Below are 18,511 nucleotides of genomic sequence, written 5' to 3'. Positions count from 1 at the left end.
TGTCGGTTGTTCCATGGTGCGAGGTTCCACGTCAGCTCGCCCGCTGCGGAGTCATGCGGGTGACCGTTCCCGCCTCGAGATCGAACATGTCGCGATGGAAGGCATCCAGGTCGCGGCCGGTGACGCGCGCGAAGATAGCCTGGTCGGGGTAGTCGATCGCGTGGATGGCGTCCTGCGGGAACAGCCGGGCCTGTCCGGGTTCGAGCCGGAACGACTCGGTCAGCGTCAGATCGGCGCGGCCGGGCTGTTGGCCGTCGTCGTTGCGCCGGTAGTTGGTGATGTCCACCCAGCGGGTGACCTGGCCATAGATCGCCCAGGATTCGCCGTGGTCGTGGGGCGGAGACTTGCGCGCCGCCTTGTTCAGGTGGACCAGGACCTCGAAGCCGAGTTCAGGATCGGTGTGGACGCGGTACAGCTTGCGTTCGAGCTCCGGTCCGCAGTACTTGTCCACGAATGCCGGCGATTGCAGCAGCCGTTCGAAGTCGACACAGACGCGCTCCTGGCCGGCGCGGCCAGGGTCCTGGCGCAGGGTGGCGCGGGTGTTTTCGCAGAACTGCTCGAGGGTGTATGGGTGATTCGACATGGATCGCTCCTTACACGATTTGCGGCAGGCACCACACGCGCTCGGCATGCTCGCGCGTGACGATGTCGAACACGATGCCGTTCGGATCGCGGTATTTGCGCTCGGTGGCCGGGCCCTTGCCCACGCCATTGATCTGGCCGTGGTATTCGGCGCCGGCGCCAAGCACCCGATCCGCGGCGTCTTCCATCTCGCCGATCAGGAATCCCATGTGATGCAGGCCTTCACGTTCCTCGGCGTTGGGATTCTTGGTCGAGCTGATGATGGCCAGGCTGACCACGCCGTCGGACATCATGACGGCGACGTTGGACTGGCGCACGCGGAACATGCCGAATGCCTGTTCGTAGAAGCGTGCGGTTTCTTCGATGTCCTTCACCGAAAGGGAGAGGTGGCGGAGCTTGCCAAGCAGGGGTTGAGTCATGGTGGGGATGTGCCTTGTCATGTGTACCGAGTGCATCCGCCGGCCCCGCACCTTGTACATTCCAAATATTGGACCGACTGTTCTAAAATAATAATTGGCTGATCCGATCCCGGTCAAGCACGAAAAAATCCATGGAGAAGACGCATGATGTTCCATCCACCACCTGCTACTTCCGCCGATGCGCCCGCCGTTCCCGACAGCGTGCGCGCGCTGATGCGCGAACTCGGGCCCGTCTGGGGCCGCGACATCAAGGAGCACACCCGGCGCATGATCGAGGCCTACGACGTGCTGCATGCCACCGCGCCCAAGGTGGGCACGCGTGAGATGGACCTGTCCTACGGCCCGCACGAGCGCAACCGGCTCGATGTCCATGTACCGCCTTCATCCGAAGGAGCGGGCACCCGCACGGCCCGTCCTGTCCTGATGTTCGCGCACGGCGGGGCCTTCGTGGATGGGGAGAAGAACCGTACGTCCGAGATCTACGCCAACGTGTTGTGGTTCATGGCCCGCCACGGCGTCGTGGGCGTCAACGTGGAGTTTCGTCTTGCCCCCGATCATCCTTTTCCGAGCGCGACGGAGGACATCGCGGCCGCGGTGGCCTGGGTGCGCAGGCATGCCGCGCAGTGGGGCGGGGATCCGGAGCGGATCTTCCTGATGGGGCATTCGGCGGGGGGGACCCACGCCGGCCACTATGCCGGCGACAGCCGCTTCCACCCGCAGGGCCAGAGCGGCCTGGCCGGGCTCATCCTGGTGTCGGGGCGGGTGCGCGCCGAAGCCAGCGCGGAGAATCCCAACGCCCGGCGCGTCGAGGCCTACTACGGTGTCGACGCCCGGCGCATGGAGGAGGGTTCGCCGGTCACCTATGCTACCCAGGGCCTGGCCAGGCTACCGGTCATGCTCGCGGTGGCCCAGTACGAGAACCCGCTGATCGACGTGCACAACGCGGAGCTCTATCACGCCCTGAGCGCCCATCGGCGCCGGTCGCCACGCTTCATGTGGCTGGCCGGGCACAACCACACGTCCATCATCGCGCACCTGAACACCGCCGATGCGGACTTCGGGATGGCCTTGCTGGACTTCATCAGGCATGGTGCCTGAAGGGGACGATTCACACCCGCCGGACCTCGCGGCGTATCGTGCCGGCCGCCTGCAACAGGGCCGGCGTGCATTCGTGCTCGATGCGGCTTCGCTCCTGCGGCGCGGCGCAGGTGTGCACGCCGGCGATCACCGCGCTGTCGCCGCCGGCCAGCGCGACGGGCGCTGCGATGAAGCCTACGCCGGACCGCCAGGTGCCGAACGAGGCGCAGGTGCCGCCTTGCACGAGGTCGTGGAAGGCCTGGTAGATGGCCGCGGCGTGCGTGTGCTCGGCCGGGTTCGCCGACGCGCGCATCGGCGTCAGCCATTTACCCTGCGTGGCGACGGGCTGGGTCCACAACCAGGCATGGCCCGGCGCGGTGCGGGCGATGGGCAGCCGCGTCCCGGCCCTGAGGGGGCAATGCGCCGTGCCGGCGCCGGCCTGGTGCGCGAGCACCAGCATGTCGCCACGATCGCGCACGCACAACAGGCAATGCAGGGCGTGCCGGTTGGCCAGCCATTGCAGTACCGGCGTCGCACCGCGCACCAGTTCCGAGCCCGACAGCACCGCCTGGCCCAGGACGAAGCTGGCGACGTGCAGGCGGAAGGCATCGCGATCCGGGACGCTGAACAGGAAGTCATGCGCGGCCAGCGTGTTCAACAGCCGGCGTGTGGTCGTTCGTGGCAGATCCAGCCGGCGGGCGATCTCGGCAACGGTCAGCGCATTCTCGCCTGGCTGGAAGCAGCGCAGGACTTCCATGCCCCGCTGCAGGGAGTCGATGCCGCGATTGCTCTCGGTGGCGTCCAGTGCCTGGGTGCGCTTGCGCATCAGGAGCCTCCCGCGCCGCCGGCTGTTTCCAGGCCGGCTTCGATCCGGTCGCGCAAGCCGAGCAGCAGCGGACCGATCTCGGCGACGCAGCGCTCGCGGGGATAGCGAAAGGCCGGCACCGAGCAGCCGAGCACGTATGCGCCGGGGGACCGCGCGGCGTCGATGGGGGTCGCGACGCTGTTGACGTCGGGTTCCAGCGAGCCGACCGTGACGCAGAACCGGGACTGGGCGATTTCGGCCGCTGCTTCGTCCAGCGCTGGATGCAGCGGATCATCGGGGAAGGCCAGCTCCAGTTCGCGCAGGACGGCGGCGCGCCGGGAGGGGGCAAGAGAGGCCATCCAGGCGCGGCCCATGGCCGAGCGCGGCAGCTTCAGCCGCGAGCCCGCGGCGACACGGATGGTGAGTGCGCCCCGCCCACGGCAGACCTCGTGGCAGACCATCACGTTGCCTTCGCGTACGGCCAGCACGACCACCAGGTCGTTGTCATCCGCGAAGCGCTGCATATGCTCGCGGGCCCGTACGCGGATGTCCTGCGTGGACAAGGCGCCGAAACCCAGCGCGACGGCGGCGTGGGCCAAGCGGTATCGGGCCGACTCGTCCAGGTATTCGAGGTAGCCCAGGCGGGTCAGGGTCGCGGTCAGGCGCGACACGGTGGCCTTGGGCAATGCGGTCATCTGCGCCAGTTCGCCGTTCGAGCGGGCGGCGTTGCGCGGGCAGAAGGCCTTCAGCAGGGCCAGTCCGCGTGCCAGGACCCGTATTTCGTCGCTGGGCGCCGTGGCCCTAGGGAAAGTCCCTAAAGTGTCATCCATGGAATGGAATTCGATGTGATGGAAAGAAACAGCTCTGGTGAATTTCCAAGCAATATCAACGACTTCGCCTCGATCCGCCACGCCGTGGCAATGTGAAATTTGCCCGTTTCCCCGGCGGTTCGTTCTGTCATTCTACATAATTAAAATGGAATTAGACTTTTAAAAACGAAATAAGAATCTAGAATTCGGCCATTCCCCTTTCCCCCATTCACGCATGGAGGTCCGGATTCGATGATCACCCAGCCTTTCGACGAACTATCCCTGGGCCAGCGCCGCCGTTCCGGCGGCCGCACCATGACCGAGACCGACGTCGTCAATTTCTGCGGCCTGACCGGCAACTGGCTTGCCATCCACGCGGACGCGGAGTTTTCCAAGCGATCGCTCTACGGCCAGCGCGTCGTGCAAGGGGGGCTGGTGTTCGTGGTCGTGAATGCGCTGCTCGGCTTCGATTCGAGCGTCGTCGAGGCCTTCTACGGCGTGGACAAGTTGCGTTTTCTCAAGCCCACGTTCATCGGCGACACCCTGCATGCGGAAAGCGAAATCATCGACCTGCGCGCCAAGGGCGACCGGCACGGTATCGCGACCACGAAACTGGTCGCGGTCAATCAGCGCGGCGAGACCGTGCTGAGCTGCGAGTTCAGCCTGCTCGTACGCCGCCAGCGCCTGCCGGCCCAATGATCATCCCCTACCTTCCCACAAAGAGAGCGACATGGATTTCCTGAACGAAGAGCAGACGTTGTGGCGCGATACCGTCGCGCGCGTGATGGAGCAGGAGATCGGCCGCGAGTATGTGCGCCAGTGCGACATCGACCGCGCCTATCCCTATGAAGCCTATGAAAAGGTTGCCAAGCTGGGCTGGCTGCGCCTCTTGATACCCGAGGACCAAGGCGGCGATGGCGGCACGATTTTCGACTATGCGCTGATGTGCGAAGGCCTGGCGCGCTATGGCTTCGATTTCGCCACCGCCTTCATGGTCGCGACGTTTACCGGCATGAACATCGTCAAGTTCGGCACGCCGGAGCAGAAGCAGCGCTACCTTCCCGCGTTCATGCGGGGCGAGTTGCGTTTCTCGATCTCGATCTCCGAGCCCCAGGCCGGTTCCGACGCGGCGTCGACGCGCACCCGGGCCGAGCCTCGCGACCAGGGCTGGGTGATCCGGGGCCAGAAGCTGTGGTGCTCCGGCGCGGCGGCCCGGGACGTCGTGATCGCGATGCTGGTGCGCACCGACAAGGAGGCGAAGAAGCACAAGGGCCTGTCGGTGCTGCTGGTGCCCAACGACACGAAGGGCCTGGACATCCGGCGGCTGCCGACGATGGCGCGCCGCGCCACGGGCACCACCGAGATTTTCGTCGACGATGCGTGGGTGCCCGATGCCAACATGATGGGTGAGCCGGGCGACGGCTGGCGCATCATCACCGACCACCTGGAGCTGGAACGGATAGCCGTGTCCGCCGCCTACGTCGGCAACGCGCAGCAGGCCGTCAGCGACGCCTTGCGCTATGCGCACGAACGCATCCAGTTCGACCAGCCGATCTACGACTTCCAGGTGATACGCCACATGCTGGCCGACATGCAGACCGCGGTCGATGCGTCGCGCCTGATGGTGTATCGCGCCGCCGACATGGCCTCGCGGGGCCTGTCCTGCTCGCGGGAAGTCAGCATGGCCAAGCTCATGGCGTCCGAGACCCTGCAGACGGTGACGCGCCAGGGCATGCAGATCCTGGGCGGGCACAGCATGCTGCCCGAGTCCGACATGGAGCGCTATTTCCGCGAGGGCATGCAATCGACCATAGGCGGAGGGACCTCGCAGATCCAGCGCAGCATCATCGCCAAGGCGATGCGCATGTGAGCGCGGGTAAGGCGACCCCGCCGTTCATCCGCCGGATGTGCAAGTCCATCAAAGGAGACATGAGATGAGAAAAATCCACACAATGCAAGCCCTGTTGCTGGGGGGATCGCTGGCGTTGGCCGCCTCGCCGCAGGCCTGGGCCCAGGCGGGGAGCTTCCCCGGCAAACCCATCACCATCGTCGTGCCGTTCGGCGCCGGGACCACGACGGATCTGGCCGCCCGCTTCGTCGGCAAACACATCACCGAGATCACCAAGCAGCCGGTCATCGTCGACAACAAGCCTGGCGCCAGCGGGTTCATCGCTTTGCAGCACGTCCTGCGCCAGCCCGCGGACGGTTACACCATCGTCATCGGCACGAATACGACGCATGCCGCGAATCTCGCGCTGTTCAAGAAGCTGCCGTACGATCCGGTGGCGGATTTCGTGCCGATCACCGCGATGATCGTGGGCGGCGTGGTGCTGACGGTCGCGCCCGGCGCGCCCTACCACAACGTGCAGGAGCTGATCGCCGCGGCCAGGAAGAACCCCGGCAAGCTGACCTTCGGCTCTGGCAACTCCTCGTCCAGGGCCGGCGGCGAAGTGCTCAAGGAGCTGGCCGGCATCGACATCCTGCACGTGCCGTACAAGACGCTGCCACTGGCGGTCACGGATGTGATGGGCGGACAGATCGACATCGTGTTCGGCGACGCGCCGGCCGTCATGCCGCACGTGCGCGCCGGAAAGCTCAAGGCCCTGGGCGTCTCCACGCCCACGCGCATGCCCGGCTACGAGGACATCCCCACGATCGCGGAGCAGGGCGTTCCCGGCTACGAGGCCAGCGGCTGGCTGGCGGTGTTCGCGGCCAAGGGCACCCCGAACGACATCGCCGACAAGCTCAACGCGCTCATCGTTCCCATCATGCAATCGCAGGAGGCCGCCAAGTACTTCGGCGACAACGCCTGGAAGCCGATCCCGGGCACCCGCCAGGAGCTGGCGGAGTTCCAGAAGGTCGAAATCGCCCGATGGACGAAGCTGGTCAAGGCGGCGGGCATCGAGCAGCAGTGACGAACGAAAGCAGTCACTGGCGGATCGACTATTCCGGTTCCTTGCCTCACAATCGTCAGGTTGCGCCGCCGGCTCCACGAGGAGTGCTGCCGGCCGGTTCTCACGATTTCAGTGCAAGCAATCCGAATGAAAAAAACGTCGAACGACAGAGTACGGATGGTGGACGTCGCCCGCCTGGCCAATGTGGCGCCCATCACCGTATCCCGGGCGTTGAGCCATCCTTCTTCCGTCGCGCCGGAGACCCTGGACAAGATCCATCGTGTCATCAAGCAGCTCGGCTACGTGCCCAACGGCCCCGCCGGCAGCCTGAAGTCTCAGAAAACCCAACTGATCGCGGCGGTCATTCCCAGCATCAACCACCTGTTTCTGACCGCGATGGTGCAGGGGGTCAGCGATTTCCTGTCGCCCATGGGCTACCACCTCATGCTGGGGACATCCGGCGAAACCCTGGAGGGGGAAGAGGCCATCGTCCGGGCGTTCCTGTCCCAGCGGCCTCGTGCGCTGCTGCTCCACAACACCGTCCATACCGCCGAGTGCGTCAGCCTCATACGCGCTTCGGGAATACCGGTCATCGAAACGGGCGACCTGTGCGAACAGCCACTGGATACGGCGGTGGGCTTCTCGAACTTCGACGCCGCCTACACGTTGACCCGGCACCTGATCGACCGGGGGTACGAGCACATCGCCTGCGTCTATGCGCGGTCGCCCCACAATGAACGCACGCAAACACGGATCAAGGCCTATCGGGCCGCGGTGAACGACGCCGGATTGCGCTCCGGTCCGGATCTGGAGATCGCGACCGACGGCGACGTGGCGTCGGGCGCCGTCGTGCTGCGCGATCTGATCGATGTCCGGTCGAAGGTGGACGCGGCGGTGTTCTTCGGCGGCAACATGGCCCTGGGCGCGCATCTGGAATGCCAGAAGATGCAGGTTCCCATCCCCGGCCGCATTGCCATCGTGGCCTTCGAGGATACGGAGATAGGCGCCATGCTGGCCCCGGCCATTACCGCGCTGCGCATTCCCCGCTACACGATAGGCCGGGAGGCCGCCCGCGTGGCGCTCACGCGGATCGGCGGCGGGAGCCCGGCGGGCCATGTGGATGTCGGGTTCGAACTCTGCATACGGGAAACTTCCTAGTAGTTCTGGATGGCCAGCATGGTATGGTATCGATACCATAACCAGTCATCGCATCTGTAGCAGAGCGATGCCGTATGAGCCATCGCCCGCGGCGGCTATGCTTGCTTGGCGATGGTATCGATACCATAAAGGAGGAGAAATGAAGACCAGTCGAATCGGGATGGGGGTCCTCGTGTTGCTGGCCTGGCTGGCGGGGGCGCCGTGCATGGCCCTGGCCAGCGAGTGGCCGGGCCGGCAGGTGAGATTCATCGTCGCCCAGGCCCCGGGGTCGTCGGCGGACGGGTCCGCCCGGCAGATCGCCGCCGCCCTGGCGACGATCTGGAAGCAGCCGGTCGTGGTGGAAAACAAGGCGGGGGCGAACGGCATCATCGGCATGTCCGCGGTCCAGCAGGCGGCGCCCGATGGCTACACCATCGGTTATGCCGCGCCGGGGAACATGACGGTCAATCAGTTCATCTACAAGGAAATACCGTTCGATCCGCTGAAGGACTTCACCCCGATCACGCAGATGACCAGCATTCCGTTCGCGCTCGTCATCAACGGAAAGCTGCCTGTAAAAACCGTCCCGGAACTGATCGCCTACATCAAGAACAAGCCGCAAGGCGTCAATTACAGCTCGGCGGGGGTAGGCAACGTGGGGCACCTGGCGGCCGAACTGTTCGCCACCCGGGCGGGCGTGAAGCTCTATCACATCCCTAACAAGGGCGACAGCCCGGCCCTGCTCGATGTCGCCAGCGGCACGACCGATTTCATGTTCTTGCCGCTGCCCGGCGCCATGGCGACGATCCGGTCTGGAAACGTGCGCTTGATCGCGGTGGGAGGCAGGCAGCGCATCGACGCGTTTTCCGACGTTCCTACCCTGGACGAGTCGGGGCTGAAGGGCATGTACGTGGAGGGCTGGTCAGGCGTGGTCGCGCCGCCGGGACTGGCGCCCGGCATCGTCCAGAAAATACAGGCGGATTTCTCAAAGGCGCTGGCCGAGAAAAGCGTGGCCGACTACTTGCGGACCAGCAGCACCCTGGCCGTGGGTTCGACGGCGGAACAGTTCAAGTCCTTCATGGACGACGAGGCAAGCAAGTGGTCGGGCGTCATCGACTCGATCGGACTCAGGAATTCCCACTAGACACTATCGAGGTGATTATGTACTTCCCCAACAAGGTGAAGGTGGCCTTGAACGATGGCAGGAAAAGCTATGGCGCCATCCTGAGCTGGCCCTCTCCGCAAACCGTGGAGATCGTCGGCAGGCTGGGCCTGGATTTCATCCAGATCGACGGCGAGCACGGCGCATTTTCCCTTCGGGAAATCGAAGAGACCTGCCGCGCGGCGGATCTTTGCGGCATGACGACGTTGGCGCGGGTGCCGGATATTCGTTCCAGCACCATCCAGCAGTTCATCGACCGGGGCGTGCAGGGAATCGTGGCGCCGCACATCTCGACCGTGGAGCAGGCGGAGCAGGTCGTGCGCGCCGCCTATTTCGGGCCGCTGGGCGACCGCTCGTTCGGGAGCGCGCGAGGCGTCGATTACGCGATGGACAAAGGAGACCGGCCCGCGTTCTATCGTCGGTGCAACGACAACATGGTGGTCTGCCTGATGATCGAGGATCGCGAGGGGTTGGAGAACCTGCCGGGAATGGTCAAGGTCGATGCCGTCGATTTCTTCTACATCGGGATGAATGATTTCTCGCAAGGCCTGGGCTATCCGGGGCAGGCGAAGCATCCGGAGGTCCTGAAGGCCCGCGCGAAGGCTTTCGACATCGTCCATGCGGCCGGCAAGCGCATGCGGGAGGATTTCATCGAGGATGTGAGCTCGAAGGAAATCGTGATCGAGGGCACCCGGTGCCTGTGGCAGCACACGATCGAACAGGCACGATAAAGAGGCAGACCATGGGAATGACAGCGTTCGAAAAAATTGTTGCGCGGGCGGCCGGCGTGCAGTCCGTCAAACCGGGGGATGTGGTCTATCCGATTCCCGACCTGATGTTCATGCATGACGGGCAGGTGGGTTCGACCAAGGAGGAACTGGACGACATCGGCATCGACCAGTTGTGGGATCCCGCGCGGGTGGTGATCGTGACGGACCACGACGTGGTGTATACGACGCCGAAAGCGGCGCAGAAGGGCATGAAGATCCGCGAGGCGGCCAAGGCTTGGAAGATCGAGAAGTTCTATGACATCGGCGCGGGCGGCCACGGGCACATCTTTCCCATGGAGCAGGGCCTGGTCAGGCCCGGCATGTTCATCTTCGCCAACGACATGCATTGCACCAACTTCGGCGCGATCGGGGCCGTTGCGCTAAGAATGGGGACCGAGATCGCGACCGTCATCGCGCGGGGAACGACCTGGTTCACCGTCCCGCCGACGGTGCGCCTTGTCTTCACCGGGAAATTGAAGGCGGGCGTCTATGGCCGGGACGTCGGCTACCGGATATCGCGGGACATGGTGGATGGGAGGCTGTTCGGCGGCCGGTTCAGCTATCGCGTCATCGAGCTGGCGGGAACGGTCCATGACATGGATTTCTCGAACCGCGTGGCGCTCTGCAATTCGCCGACCGAGATCGGCGTGGCGACCTTGTTCATTCCGCCGTCGGAGCGGTTGAGAGGGGCGATCCCGCTGGACGGCGACCTGGACCTGGCCGCCATTTGCAGCGACGAGGATGCCCGCTACGAGGCGGACGAGGTCTTCGATCTTGGCGCACTCGAACCCCAGGTGGCGTTGCCCGGCAGCCCCGACCGGGCCGTGGACGTCAGCGAAGTGACCGGGGTTCACGTGCACCATGCGTTTATCGGTTCGTGCGGATCCGGCACCTACGAGGACCTGGTCATCGCGGAGTCGCTGATCCGCGGCAAGCGGATTGCGGCGGGCACGCGCCTGTATGTCGCGCCGGGCTCGGTCGAGACGGCGCGGCGCGCCGCGGACGAGGGACTCATATCGAGCATACAGCGGACGGGCGCGATCATCCTGCAGCCCGGCTGCGGTGTCTGCTCGGGCGGCAAGGTCGGCCCCCTGGGGCCGGGCGAGGTATCGATTTCCACGGCGGCCACCAATGCGCCGGGCCGGATGGGGCCGCGCGACGCGCAGGTGTACCTGGCCAGCCCGGCCACCGTGGCGGCTTCGTCGCTGCGCGGCGAGATCGCGGATGCGCGCGGACTGGCGGCGGCGTGACCGCCGATCGACATGCAAGGAGCGGAAAATGATCAGTGAGACCTGGCTGTACGAAGGACGTTGCCACAAGTTCGGCGATGACGTCCGGCATGACGGATACCTGATGACCCAGCAGTACGTGACGGACAAGGTATTCGACCCCAAGGTGCTCAAGGCCCATGTCCTGGAAGAGGATCGCCCCGATTTCCGGGCCGCCGTGGCGCCGGGGGACATCGTCCTGGCCGGCCGCAATTTCGGCAAGGGCAAGGCCCACGTGCAAGGGTACATCGCGCTGCGTTCGCTGGGCGTCGGCGTCGTTTGCGAGTCCATGCCCTACCTGAGTTTCCGCGGCGCGATCAGTATCGGCCTGGTGTTCATGGCTGATTGCGCCGGCGTCTCCGCCCTGGCCGCCGATGGCGACCGGCTGCGGGTTAACTTCGATACCGGAAGATTCGAGAATCTGACGAGCGGGCTGGTCCGTGACTATCCCCCCCTGCCGGAAGAACTCAGGAAGATCGTCGCCAAGGGAGGGGCGACGGAGATGCTGAGGCAGTGGTGGATGGAGGAGCGGGCAAAAGCGGCTGCGTAGGGATGGGCGTCCGGAAGGGATTTTCCTTGACATCGATCCGGGCTGCTTGCATAAATCCGGCTTCTTCATCATTGCGCATTGCTGCCGGACCGATCATGGAAAACACCCCCAAGGACATCTATACCGAACCGGAACCGGATGTCGACACACTCGCCAACCTTGGTCCGCTGACCGGGATGGCCGGCATCTGGACGGGCGCGCGCGGACTCGACATCAATCCCAAGGCCGATGGGCCCGAGAAGCAGGCGTTCATCGAGCACATCGAGCTGCAACCCATCGATGCGCAGACGAATGGCCCGCAATTGTTCTACGGGTTGCGCTACCACACGCGCATCGTCAAGCCCGACGACGTCGAGACCTTCCATGACCAGGTCGGCTATTGGCTGTGGGAACCGGCGACGGGGGCGATCATGCAGACCCTGACGATCCCGCGGGGGCAGACGGCGATGGCGGTCGGCCGAACGGCGCCCGATGCAAGGCAGTTCACCCTGCAGGCCGTGCGGGGCTCGCTGACGAACGGCATCGTATCGAATCCGTTCCTGGAGTATGCCTTCAGGACCGAGAGCTACACCATCACGGTGACCATCAACGACGACGGGACCTGGTCCTACGAGCAGGATACGGTGCTCGTCATTCCCGGCCAGGCGGAGCCTTTCCACCACACCGACCGGAACAAGCTGCGCAAGATCGGCGAGCCGACGCCCAATCCCACGGCCCGGGCGGCGGCGATGAAGCGGGAGCAGTCCGAGGCTTCATAGGGGCCGGTGAGGGGGAATGCCCGGGCGTCGGTCCCCGACGTTTTTCCCCGTGGCGATGGTACGCTTGGCCGCGGCTGGAAGTCCCGACCGTGCGGGGGAGCACGGAAGATCGACGCATGGACTTGCCGGCCACCTGCCAACAAGAACTGCGGAGACTTCCCTTGAACACCTTTTCTCGCATCGTTCCGCTCGCCTGTGGCCTGGCCGTTGCCGGAACCAGCCTGGGCGCGGAGCCCGACCCGTTGAGCATGCTCGAGGGCGCCAATACGCAGGCCGCGCAGGTCCAGGCGGCCCTGGACTTCTGCAGGCGGGACGCAAGGCCGGTCGTCCGGGCGCTGGATGGATTGATCGGCGCCGCCGGCCTGTCCGCGCCGCAGCGCGACAAACTGCGGCGCACGTACGAGCAGGCGATGCGCGACGAGTCGTCCCGCATCGCCGGCATCGCCAGCCAGAAGGGCTTTGCCCAGGGCGCCTGTCCGGCCACGACGCTGGAGACGCTGGACAAGCAGACGCCCGTCATCGTCAAGTCGCTGGACGACATGCGCCGTGGATGGCGGCAAACCGCGGCTTCCACCCCCATCCCGGCGCCTGCGCGGACGCCGGAACAACCGCCCGCGCAGGCCGCCGACATCGCCCCGGGCAAGTACACCTGCTACACCTTCGACGCCGGCCAGCTGAACTACGCGTACACCGACGTCGTGGTGCAAAAGGGTGGCCAGTATGCGGTCGGCGCCAAGGGCGGCAGTTATCAAGTGCAGGACGGACGGGTCAGCTTCACCGGACCGCTGTCCAATGCGACCGGCCGCTATGCGGTGAAGCAGACCGGCGTGCCGCAGCTCGATCTGGTGTTCAACGCGGACAACCGGGCGTCGATGACCTGTCCGCGCGGCCGTTGAGCGGATCCGCATGGCGAACGGCCGCCACGCTGCCACGGCGTTGCCGCCCCGGCCTCAATTGCCGGACGGATTGGCGGTGCCTGTGGTGTCGGGCGCTGCCGCGGCCGGTGCATCGTTCCGGGCGACTTCGGCGGCCGCCGGCGCATTCTTGGCTTTCTCGATGGCCGCCACGCTTTGCGTGGGCTTGCCATCCTCGCGGTGCATCCGATCGAATACCTGGGTCTCGCCGAAGATCAGCTGTACCCAGTCCGGGTAGTTGTAGGCCACGCCCTTGCTGTGATCGATGATCGCGCCGATGCCGCCGCCGATGAGGATGTTTCCGAACATGCCGGCGCCGGCGCGCGAAATCAGCTTGCCGGTGGCCGCCTGTTCACCATCCTTCTTGCAGTCGATGGAAAGGTCTTCCGATGATTTCCGGACCGATACCGTCGCCGGCGTCGTGGCGTTGAAGACGCCTCGATCATTGGACAGCGTGCAGGCCGCGCCCGCCACGCTCTTGCCATCCTTGTCGAGTGTCTCGACCCGCAGAGTCTGCATGCTGTCGCTGGTGATCGACGCGCATGCGCCCAAGGCGCCGATGCAGGCCGCGGCCACGATTGAACGAATGAACATCTGAAACTCCCCCGGTGCCTGATATGAGGGAGTGAATGTAATTAAATATTTCAGGGCGGGCAAATGGCACCCCGGGTCAGGCATCGATGGCCCGTGCCCACGGTTCGCCAATGAAGTGCGCGGCCAGGTACTCCATCAGCGCCTGCACGCGGGCGGGCCGGCCGCGCCCGGGCGGCGTGACGAGGTGCAGCGCGATGGGTTCCACCTGCCAGTCGTCCATGACGGTTTCCAGCGCGCCGGACTGCAGGTCTTGCCAGGCCAGGAATTCGGGTTGCAGGGCGAGGCCCGCGCCCGCGCGCAAGGCGGGTGTCAGCGCCTCGGCATTGTTCACCCGCAGCGGCGTGGGCATGGCCTGTGTGAATTCGCCATGGCGGGCATGGCGGAAGCGCCAGCTCGATCCGGTGCGCGCGTAGGCGTATTGCAGCGCGCGGTGCTGGGCCAGTTCGCGTGGGTGACGCGGCCGGCCATGCTGTTCGAAGTAGGCGGGCGACCCCACCAGCAGGATGCGCACCGTGCAAAGCCGGCGCACGAGCAGGCTGGAGTCGGCCAGCGTCGAGATGCGCAGCGCCAGGTCGAAGCGCTTTTCGACCAGATCGACCTGTTCGTCGCTGAAGTGGACATCCAGCGTGACCTCGGGATAGCGCGCCATGAACGGGGGCAGCACGGGCGCCACGTGCGAGATGCCGAAGGACATGGGGGCGGTCATCCGTATCGGTCCGCGCGGGCTGCTCGACTGCTCGGTCACTTCGGCTTCGACGGCTTCGCCTTCCTCGAGGATGCGCGAGGCGCGTTCCAGGGCGGCAAGTCCGCTTTCGGTCAGGGAAATGCGGCGCGAAGTGCGGTGGAACAGCACGGTCTTCATCCGTCCTTCCAGGCGCGAGACGGCCTTGGAGACGGTGGCCTGCGACAGTGACAGCTCCGCCGCCGCCCGGGCGAACGAGCCGGTCTCGGCCACCTTGGCGAAGATGGCCCAGGCTTCCAGGTCGGGGAGTCTGCTCATGGATCGGTTTCCGCAAGGAGAAGGTTGTGATGCAAAAAATGGAAAGTATGGTTTTCAATTAATTCTATTTCAATAGTCTCGACTAGTTTCTATAGTTCTATTCATCGAAGCAAGCCAAAGTGGAGAACGCCATGATCGAACGTCGTCCCTACGAGAGCCTGGGTGGAGCCAACCACGGATGGCTCGACGCCAAGCATCACTTCTCTTTCGCCGGTTATGTCGACCCGGCCCGCATGAACTGGGGCGCGCTGCGGGTCTGGAACGACGACACCATCGCTCCGGGTACCGGCTTCCCGCCGCATCCCCATGCCGACATGGAAATCATCACCTATGTCCGGGAAGGCGCCATCACCCACCAGGACAACCTGGGCAGCCGCGGCCGCACCGAGGCGGGCGACGTCCAGGTCATGAGCGCGGGCTCGGGCATCCGGCACTCGGAATACAACCTGGAGCCTGGCGTGACGCGCATCTTCCAGATCTGGATCCTTCCGGATCGCCGCGGCGGCCAGCCAGCCTGGGGGGCCAAGCCGTTTCCCAAGGGCGACCGTTCGGGCCAGTTCGTCGCGCTGGCCAGCGGCATGCCGGGAGACGAGGAGGCGCTGCCCATCCGCGCCGATGCGCGGGTCTCCGGCGCCACGCTGAAGGCGGGCGAGTCGGTGGAGTACCGCCTGGGATCCGGCCGCCATGCCTACCTGGTGCCCGCCACCGGCCGCGTGGACGTCAACGGCGTGGAATTGCAGGCGCGGGACGGTGCCGCGATCCGGGACGAGGACGTCATACGCGTGACCGCCAGCGAAGATGCCGAACTCGTCCTGGTGGACGTGGCCGGCTGACCCATTTTCTTGTCGTTTCCCCCAAGGAGCACTGCCATGTCGCATTATCTCGATGTCCTTACTCCCCAGAACAGCCAGATCATCTTCATCGACCAGCAGCCCCAGATGGCCTTCGGGGTGCAATCGATCGACCGCCAGGTCCTGAAGAACAATGTCGTGGCGCTGGCCAAGGCGGCCAAGGTGTTCGGCATTCCGGCCACCATCACGACGGTGGAGACCGACAGCTTTTCGGGCAACACCTATCCCGAGCTGCTGGCGGTGTTTCCGCAGAACAAGATCCTCGAACGTACCTCGATGAACTCCTGGGACGACCAGAACGTGCGCGACGCGCTGGCCGCCAGCGGCCGCAAGAAGATCGTCGTGTCGGGGCTCTGGACGGAAGTCTGCAACACCACCTTCGCGCTGTGCGCGATGAAGGAGGGCGGCTACGAGATCTACATGGTGGCCGATGCCTCGGGCGGCACGTCCCTGGATGCGCACAAGTACGCGATGGACCGCATGGTGCAGGCGGGAGCGGTGCCGGTGACGTGGCAGCAGGTCATGCTGGAGTGGCAGCGCGATTGGGCCCGCAAGGAAACCTATGACGCCGTGACCGGCATCGTCAAGGATCACTCCGGCGCCTACGGCATGGGCATCGACTACGCCATCACCCACGTGCACAATGGCGCGGAGCGCGTCCAGCACGGCGAGCGGATCGGCCCCAACCCGGCCCGGTAGCCCTCCGCGCGCATGCCGGCGCCGGGCCGCGGCGCGACTGTCAGGTATCGAGGTCAGCGATGAAGCTCTATGTACTATCCCTGGGGGCCGGCCTGCTGGTCGGCATCGTCTACAGCCTGCTCAACGTCCGTTCGCCCGCGCCGCCGCTGGTGGCCCTGGTCGGCCTGCTGGGCATCCTTGTCGGCGAGCAGGTCATTCCCGTCGGCAAGCAATGGCTTGCCGGGTCCGCGTTCCTGTCCGCCTGCGACAAGAGCTCGGCCGTCGCGCACGTGTTCGGCCAATTGCCCGGCCGCGGCCAGGCCGCGCAGCCCACCCGGTCCACCGAGGAGCAATCATGAGCGCTTCCACCGCCGACGTCATCCTGCGGCACGGCCGCATCACCACGCTGGACCGGGCCAACCCGTCGGCCACCGCCGTCGCGGTCAAGGACGGGCGTTTCCTGGCCGTGGGCGAGGACCGGGAAATCATGGCCCTGGCGGGTCCGGCGACCCGGATCGTCGACCTGGGCGGCCGCGGCGTGCTGCCCGGGCTGATCGACAACCATACCCACGTGATACGCGGCGGGCTCAATTTCAACATGGAGCTGCGCTGGGATGGCATCCGTTCGCTGGCCGATGCGATGGACATGCTGCGCCGGCAGGTCGCGATTACGCCGCCCCCGCAGTGGGTACGCGTGGTGGGCGGCTTCACCGAGCACCAGTTCGACGAGAAACGCCTGCCGACGATCGCCGAGATCAACGCGGCGGCCCCCGATACGCCGGTCTTCCTGCTGCATCTTTACGACCGCGCGCTGCTCAATGCCGCGGCGCTGCGCGCGGTGGGCTACACCAAGGACACGCCCGAGCCGCCGGGCGGGGAAATCACGCGCGACGCCCAGGGCAATCCCACCGGGCTGCTGCTGGCCAGGCCGAACGCGCAGATCCTGTACGCCACGCTGGCCAAGGGCCCGGCGCTGCCGTTCGACTATCAGGTCAACTCCACGCGGCACTTCATGCGCGAGCTGAACCGCCTGGGGGTGACGGGCGTGATCGATGCCGGTGGCGGCTTCCAGAACTATCCCGACGACTATGAAGTGGTCCGGCAATTGGCGGATGATGGCCAACTGACGGTCCGCCTGGCCTATAACCTGTTCACGCAGAAACCCCGGCACGAGAAAGAGGATTTCCTGAACTGGACGTCCAGCGTCCGGTACAAGCAGGGCGACGATTATTTCCGCCACAATGGCGCGGGCGAGATGCTGGTGTTCTCGGCCGCCGATTTCGAGGACTTCCGCCAGCCCCGTCCCGAGATGCCGCCCGGGATGGAGGCAGACCTGGAGGAGGTCGTGCGCATCCTGGCGCAGAATCGCTGGCCGTGGCGCCTGCACGCGACCTACGACGAGACCATTTCGCGCGCGCTGGATGTGTTCGAGAAGGTCGATCGCGAGATCCCGCTGAAGGGCTTGAACTGGTTCTTCGATCACGCCGAGACCATCTCCGATCGGTCCATCGACCGCATCGCCGCGCTGGGCGGAGGGATCGCCGTGCAGCACCGCATGGCCTACCAGGGCGAGTATTTCGTCGAACGCTACGGCGCCGCGGCGGCCGAGGCCACGCCGCCCATCGCCCGCATGCTGGAGAAGGGCGTCAAGGTATCGGCGGGCACCGACGCCACGCGCGTGGCGTCCTACAACCCCTGGGTGTCGCTGGCCTGGATGATCACCGGCAAGACGGTGGGGGGGCTGTCGCTCTATCCCCGGCGCAACTGCCTGGATCGCGAAACGGCGCTGCGCATGTGGACCGAGAAAGTGGCCTGGTTCTCGAACGAGGAAGGACGTCGGGGCAGCATCGCCCCGGGGCAGTTGGCGGACCTGATCGTGCCCGACAAGGATTTCTTCGCCTGCGCCGAGGACGAGCTTTCCTTCCTGACCTCGGAATTGACCATGGTGGGCGGCCGTGTCGTCTATGGCGCGGGCCGCTTTGCCGATCTGGACGACAATCCGCTGCCACCGCCGATGCCGGACTGGTCGCCCGCCCGCTTGTTCGGCGGCTATGCCGCCTGGGGCGAACCCGGGGGGGCGGGCCGCCATTCACTGGGCTCTCGCCGGATGGCGGCGTGCGGCTGCGCGCAAGCCTGCGGCCTGCACGGGCACGCGCATGCCCGGGCCTGGGCGTCGAGGCTGCCCGTGGCCGATGCCCGAGGTTTCTTCGGAGCGCTGGGCTGCTCCTGCTGGGCGGTCTGAG

At 65.7% G+C, this 18,511-nt stretch carries 21 protein-coding genes; 15 read left to right on the top strand and 6 right to left on the bottom strand.

The window, feature by feature from the left end; all coding sequences use genetic code 11:
• Positions 1–31: 31 nt before the first annotated feature.
• Together AC1Q6E_RS09670 and AC1Q6E_RS09665 are read right to left on the bottom strand one after the other, a co-directional pair.
• Positions 32–583, bottom strand: a complete 552-nt coding sequence (locus AC1Q6E_RS09670; protein ID WP_152798505.1) for a cupin domain-containing protein — start codon at positions 581–583, stop codon at positions 32–34.
• A 10-nt stretch (positions 584–593) separates the two neighbouring features.
• On the bottom strand, positions 594–1,001 hold the full coding sequence (locus AC1Q6E_RS09665; protein WP_296556824.1) for a VOC family protein: 408 nt from the start codon (positions 999–1,001) through the stop codon (positions 594–596).
• Between the two features lie 144 nt (positions 1,002–1,145).
• Between AC1Q6E_RS09665 and AC1Q6E_RS09660 the strand changes: the two genes are divergently transcribed.
• Positions 1,146–2,099, top strand: coding sequence for an alpha/beta hydrolase (locus tag AC1Q6E_RS09660; protein WP_152798507.1), 954 nt, complete (start codon positions 1,146–1,148; stop codon positions 2,097–2,099).
• A gap of 10 nt (positions 2,100–2,109) precedes the next feature.
• Here AC1Q6E_RS09660 and AC1Q6E_RS09655 read toward each other — a convergent pair whose 3' ends face one another.
• The gene (locus tag AC1Q6E_RS09655) at positions 2,110–2,904 is read right to left on the bottom strand and encodes an IclR family transcriptional regulator (RefSeq protein ID WP_152798508.1); all 795 of its coding nucleotides are present in this window, start codon (positions 2,902–2,904) and stop codon (positions 2,110–2,112) included.
• Positions 2,904–3,713, bottom strand: coding sequence for an IclR family transcriptional regulator (locus AC1Q6E_RS09650; RefSeq protein WP_296556823.1), 810 nt, complete (start codon positions 3,711–3,713; stop codon positions 2,904–2,906). Before AC1Q6E_RS09650 ends, AC1Q6E_RS09655 begins: the two co-directional genes overlap by 1 nt.
• A gap of 231 nt (positions 3,714–3,944) precedes the next feature.
• On the opposite strand from AC1Q6E_RS09650, the gene AC1Q6E_RS09645 reads away from it, so the two are divergent.
• The 10 genes from AC1Q6E_RS09645 to AC1Q6E_RS09600 all read left to right on the top strand — a co-directional run bounded on the left by AC1Q6E_RS09645 (position 3,945) and on the right by AC1Q6E_RS09600 (position 13,127).
• On the top strand, positions 3,945–4,391 hold the full coding sequence (locus AC1Q6E_RS09645; protein WP_152798510.1) for a MaoC/PaaZ C-terminal domain-containing protein: 447 nt from the start codon (positions 3,945–3,947) through the stop codon (positions 4,389–4,391).
• Between the two features lie 31 nt (positions 4,392–4,422).
• Complete coding sequence (locus AC1Q6E_RS09640) at positions 4,423–5,562, top strand: acyl-CoA dehydrogenase family protein (protein WP_152798511.1); 1,140 nt, start codon at positions 4,423–4,425, stop codon at positions 5,560–5,562.
• A 64-nt stretch (positions 5,563–5,626) separates the two neighbouring features.
• On the top strand, positions 5,627–6,607 hold the full coding sequence (locus tag AC1Q6E_RS09635; protein WP_492572626.1) for a Bug family tripartite tricarboxylate transporter substrate binding protein: 981 nt from the start codon (positions 5,627–5,629) through the stop codon (positions 6,605–6,607).
• Between the two features lie 126 nt (positions 6,608–6,733).
• A complete protein-coding gene (locus AC1Q6E_RS09630; RefSeq protein WP_296556822.1) occupies positions 6,734–7,744 on the top strand; it encodes a LacI family DNA-binding transcriptional regulator in 1,011 nt (336 codons plus the stop codon).
• Positions 7,745–7,883: 139 nt separating this feature from the next.
• A complete protein-coding gene (locus tag AC1Q6E_RS09625) occupies positions 7,884–8,867 on the top strand; it encodes a Bug family tripartite tricarboxylate transporter substrate binding protein (RefSeq protein WP_296556821.1) in 984 nt (327 codons plus the stop codon).
• A 17-nt stretch (positions 8,868–8,884) separates the two neighbouring features.
• Complete coding sequence (locus AC1Q6E_RS09620; RefSeq protein WP_492572625.1) at positions 8,885–9,616, top strand: HpcH/HpaI aldolase family protein; 732 nt, start codon at positions 8,885–8,887, stop codon at positions 9,614–9,616.
• A 17-nt stretch (positions 9,617–9,633) separates the two neighbouring features.
• The gene (locus AC1Q6E_RS09615; RefSeq protein ID WP_492572624.1) at positions 9,634–10,905 is read left to right on the top strand and encodes a 3-isopropylmalate dehydratase large subunit; all 1,272 of its coding nucleotides are present in this window, start codon (positions 9,634–9,636) and stop codon (positions 10,903–10,905) included.
• Between the two features lie 28 nt (positions 10,906–10,933).
• A complete protein-coding gene (locus tag AC1Q6E_RS09610; protein WP_492572623.1) occupies positions 10,934–11,473 on the top strand; it encodes a 3-isopropylmalate dehydratase small subunit in 540 nt (179 codons plus the stop codon).
• Positions 11,474–11,568: 95 nt separating this feature from the next.
• Positions 11,569–12,231: an FABP family protein gene (locus AC1Q6E_RS09605; protein WP_152798518.1), complete on the top strand. Its 663-nt coding sequence runs from the start codon at positions 11,569–11,571 to the stop codon at positions 12,229–12,231.
• Positions 12,232–12,392: 161 nt separating this feature from the next.
• Positions 12,393–13,127: a hypothetical protein gene (locus AC1Q6E_RS09600; RefSeq protein WP_492572622.1), complete on the top strand. Its 735-nt coding sequence runs from the start codon at positions 12,393–12,395 to the stop codon at positions 13,125–13,127.
• A gap of 54 nt (positions 13,128–13,181) precedes the next feature.
• Here the strand turns inward: AC1Q6E_RS09600 and AC1Q6E_RS09595 are convergent, their stop codons facing one another.
• Both AC1Q6E_RS09595 and AC1Q6E_RS09590 read right to left on the bottom strand, forming a co-directional pair.
• Positions 13,182–13,739 (bottom strand): hypothetical protein, encoded by a 558-nt coding sequence (locus AC1Q6E_RS09595; protein WP_152798520.1) that lies wholly within the window; start codon positions 13,737–13,739, stop codon positions 13,182–13,184.
• Positions 13,740–13,815: 76 nt separating this feature from the next.
• Positions 13,816–14,739, bottom strand: coding sequence for a LysR family transcriptional regulator (locus AC1Q6E_RS09590; protein ID WP_152798521.1), 924 nt, complete (start codon positions 14,737–14,739; stop codon positions 13,816–13,818).
• A 131-nt stretch (positions 14,740–14,870) separates the two neighbouring features.
• Between AC1Q6E_RS09590 and AC1Q6E_RS09585 the strand changes: the two genes are divergently transcribed.
• From AC1Q6E_RS09585 to AC1Q6E_RS09570, 4 genes are read left to right on the top strand one after another with little or no spacing between them, the layout of a single operon-like run.
• Positions 14,871–15,572: a pirin family protein gene (locus AC1Q6E_RS09585; RefSeq protein ID WP_152798522.1), complete on the top strand. Its 702-nt coding sequence runs from the start codon at positions 14,871–14,873 to the stop codon at positions 15,570–15,572.
• A gap of 36 nt (positions 15,573–15,608) precedes the next feature.
• Complete coding sequence (locus tag AC1Q6E_RS09580; protein WP_152798523.1) at positions 15,609–16,289, top strand: hydrolase; 681 nt, start codon at positions 15,609–15,611, stop codon at positions 16,287–16,289.
• 59 nt (positions 16,290–16,348) lie between these two features.
• Positions 16,349–16,627: a XapX domain-containing protein gene (locus AC1Q6E_RS09575; protein WP_152798524.1), complete on the top strand. Its 279-nt coding sequence runs from the start codon at positions 16,349–16,351 to the stop codon at positions 16,625–16,627.
• Positions 16,624–18,510: an amidohydrolase gene (locus AC1Q6E_RS09570; protein ID WP_492572621.1), complete on the top strand. Its 1,887-nt coding sequence runs from the start codon at positions 16,624–16,626 to the stop codon at positions 18,508–18,510. Before AC1Q6E_RS09575 ends, AC1Q6E_RS09570 begins: the two co-directional genes overlap by 4 nt.
• The last annotated feature ends 1 nt before the right edge of the window (position 18,511 follow it).

Source organism: Pigmentiphaga sp. MLSB6-MA01, assembly GCF_058793475.1.
This window is presented reverse-complemented; position numbering and strand designations above follow the sequence as displayed.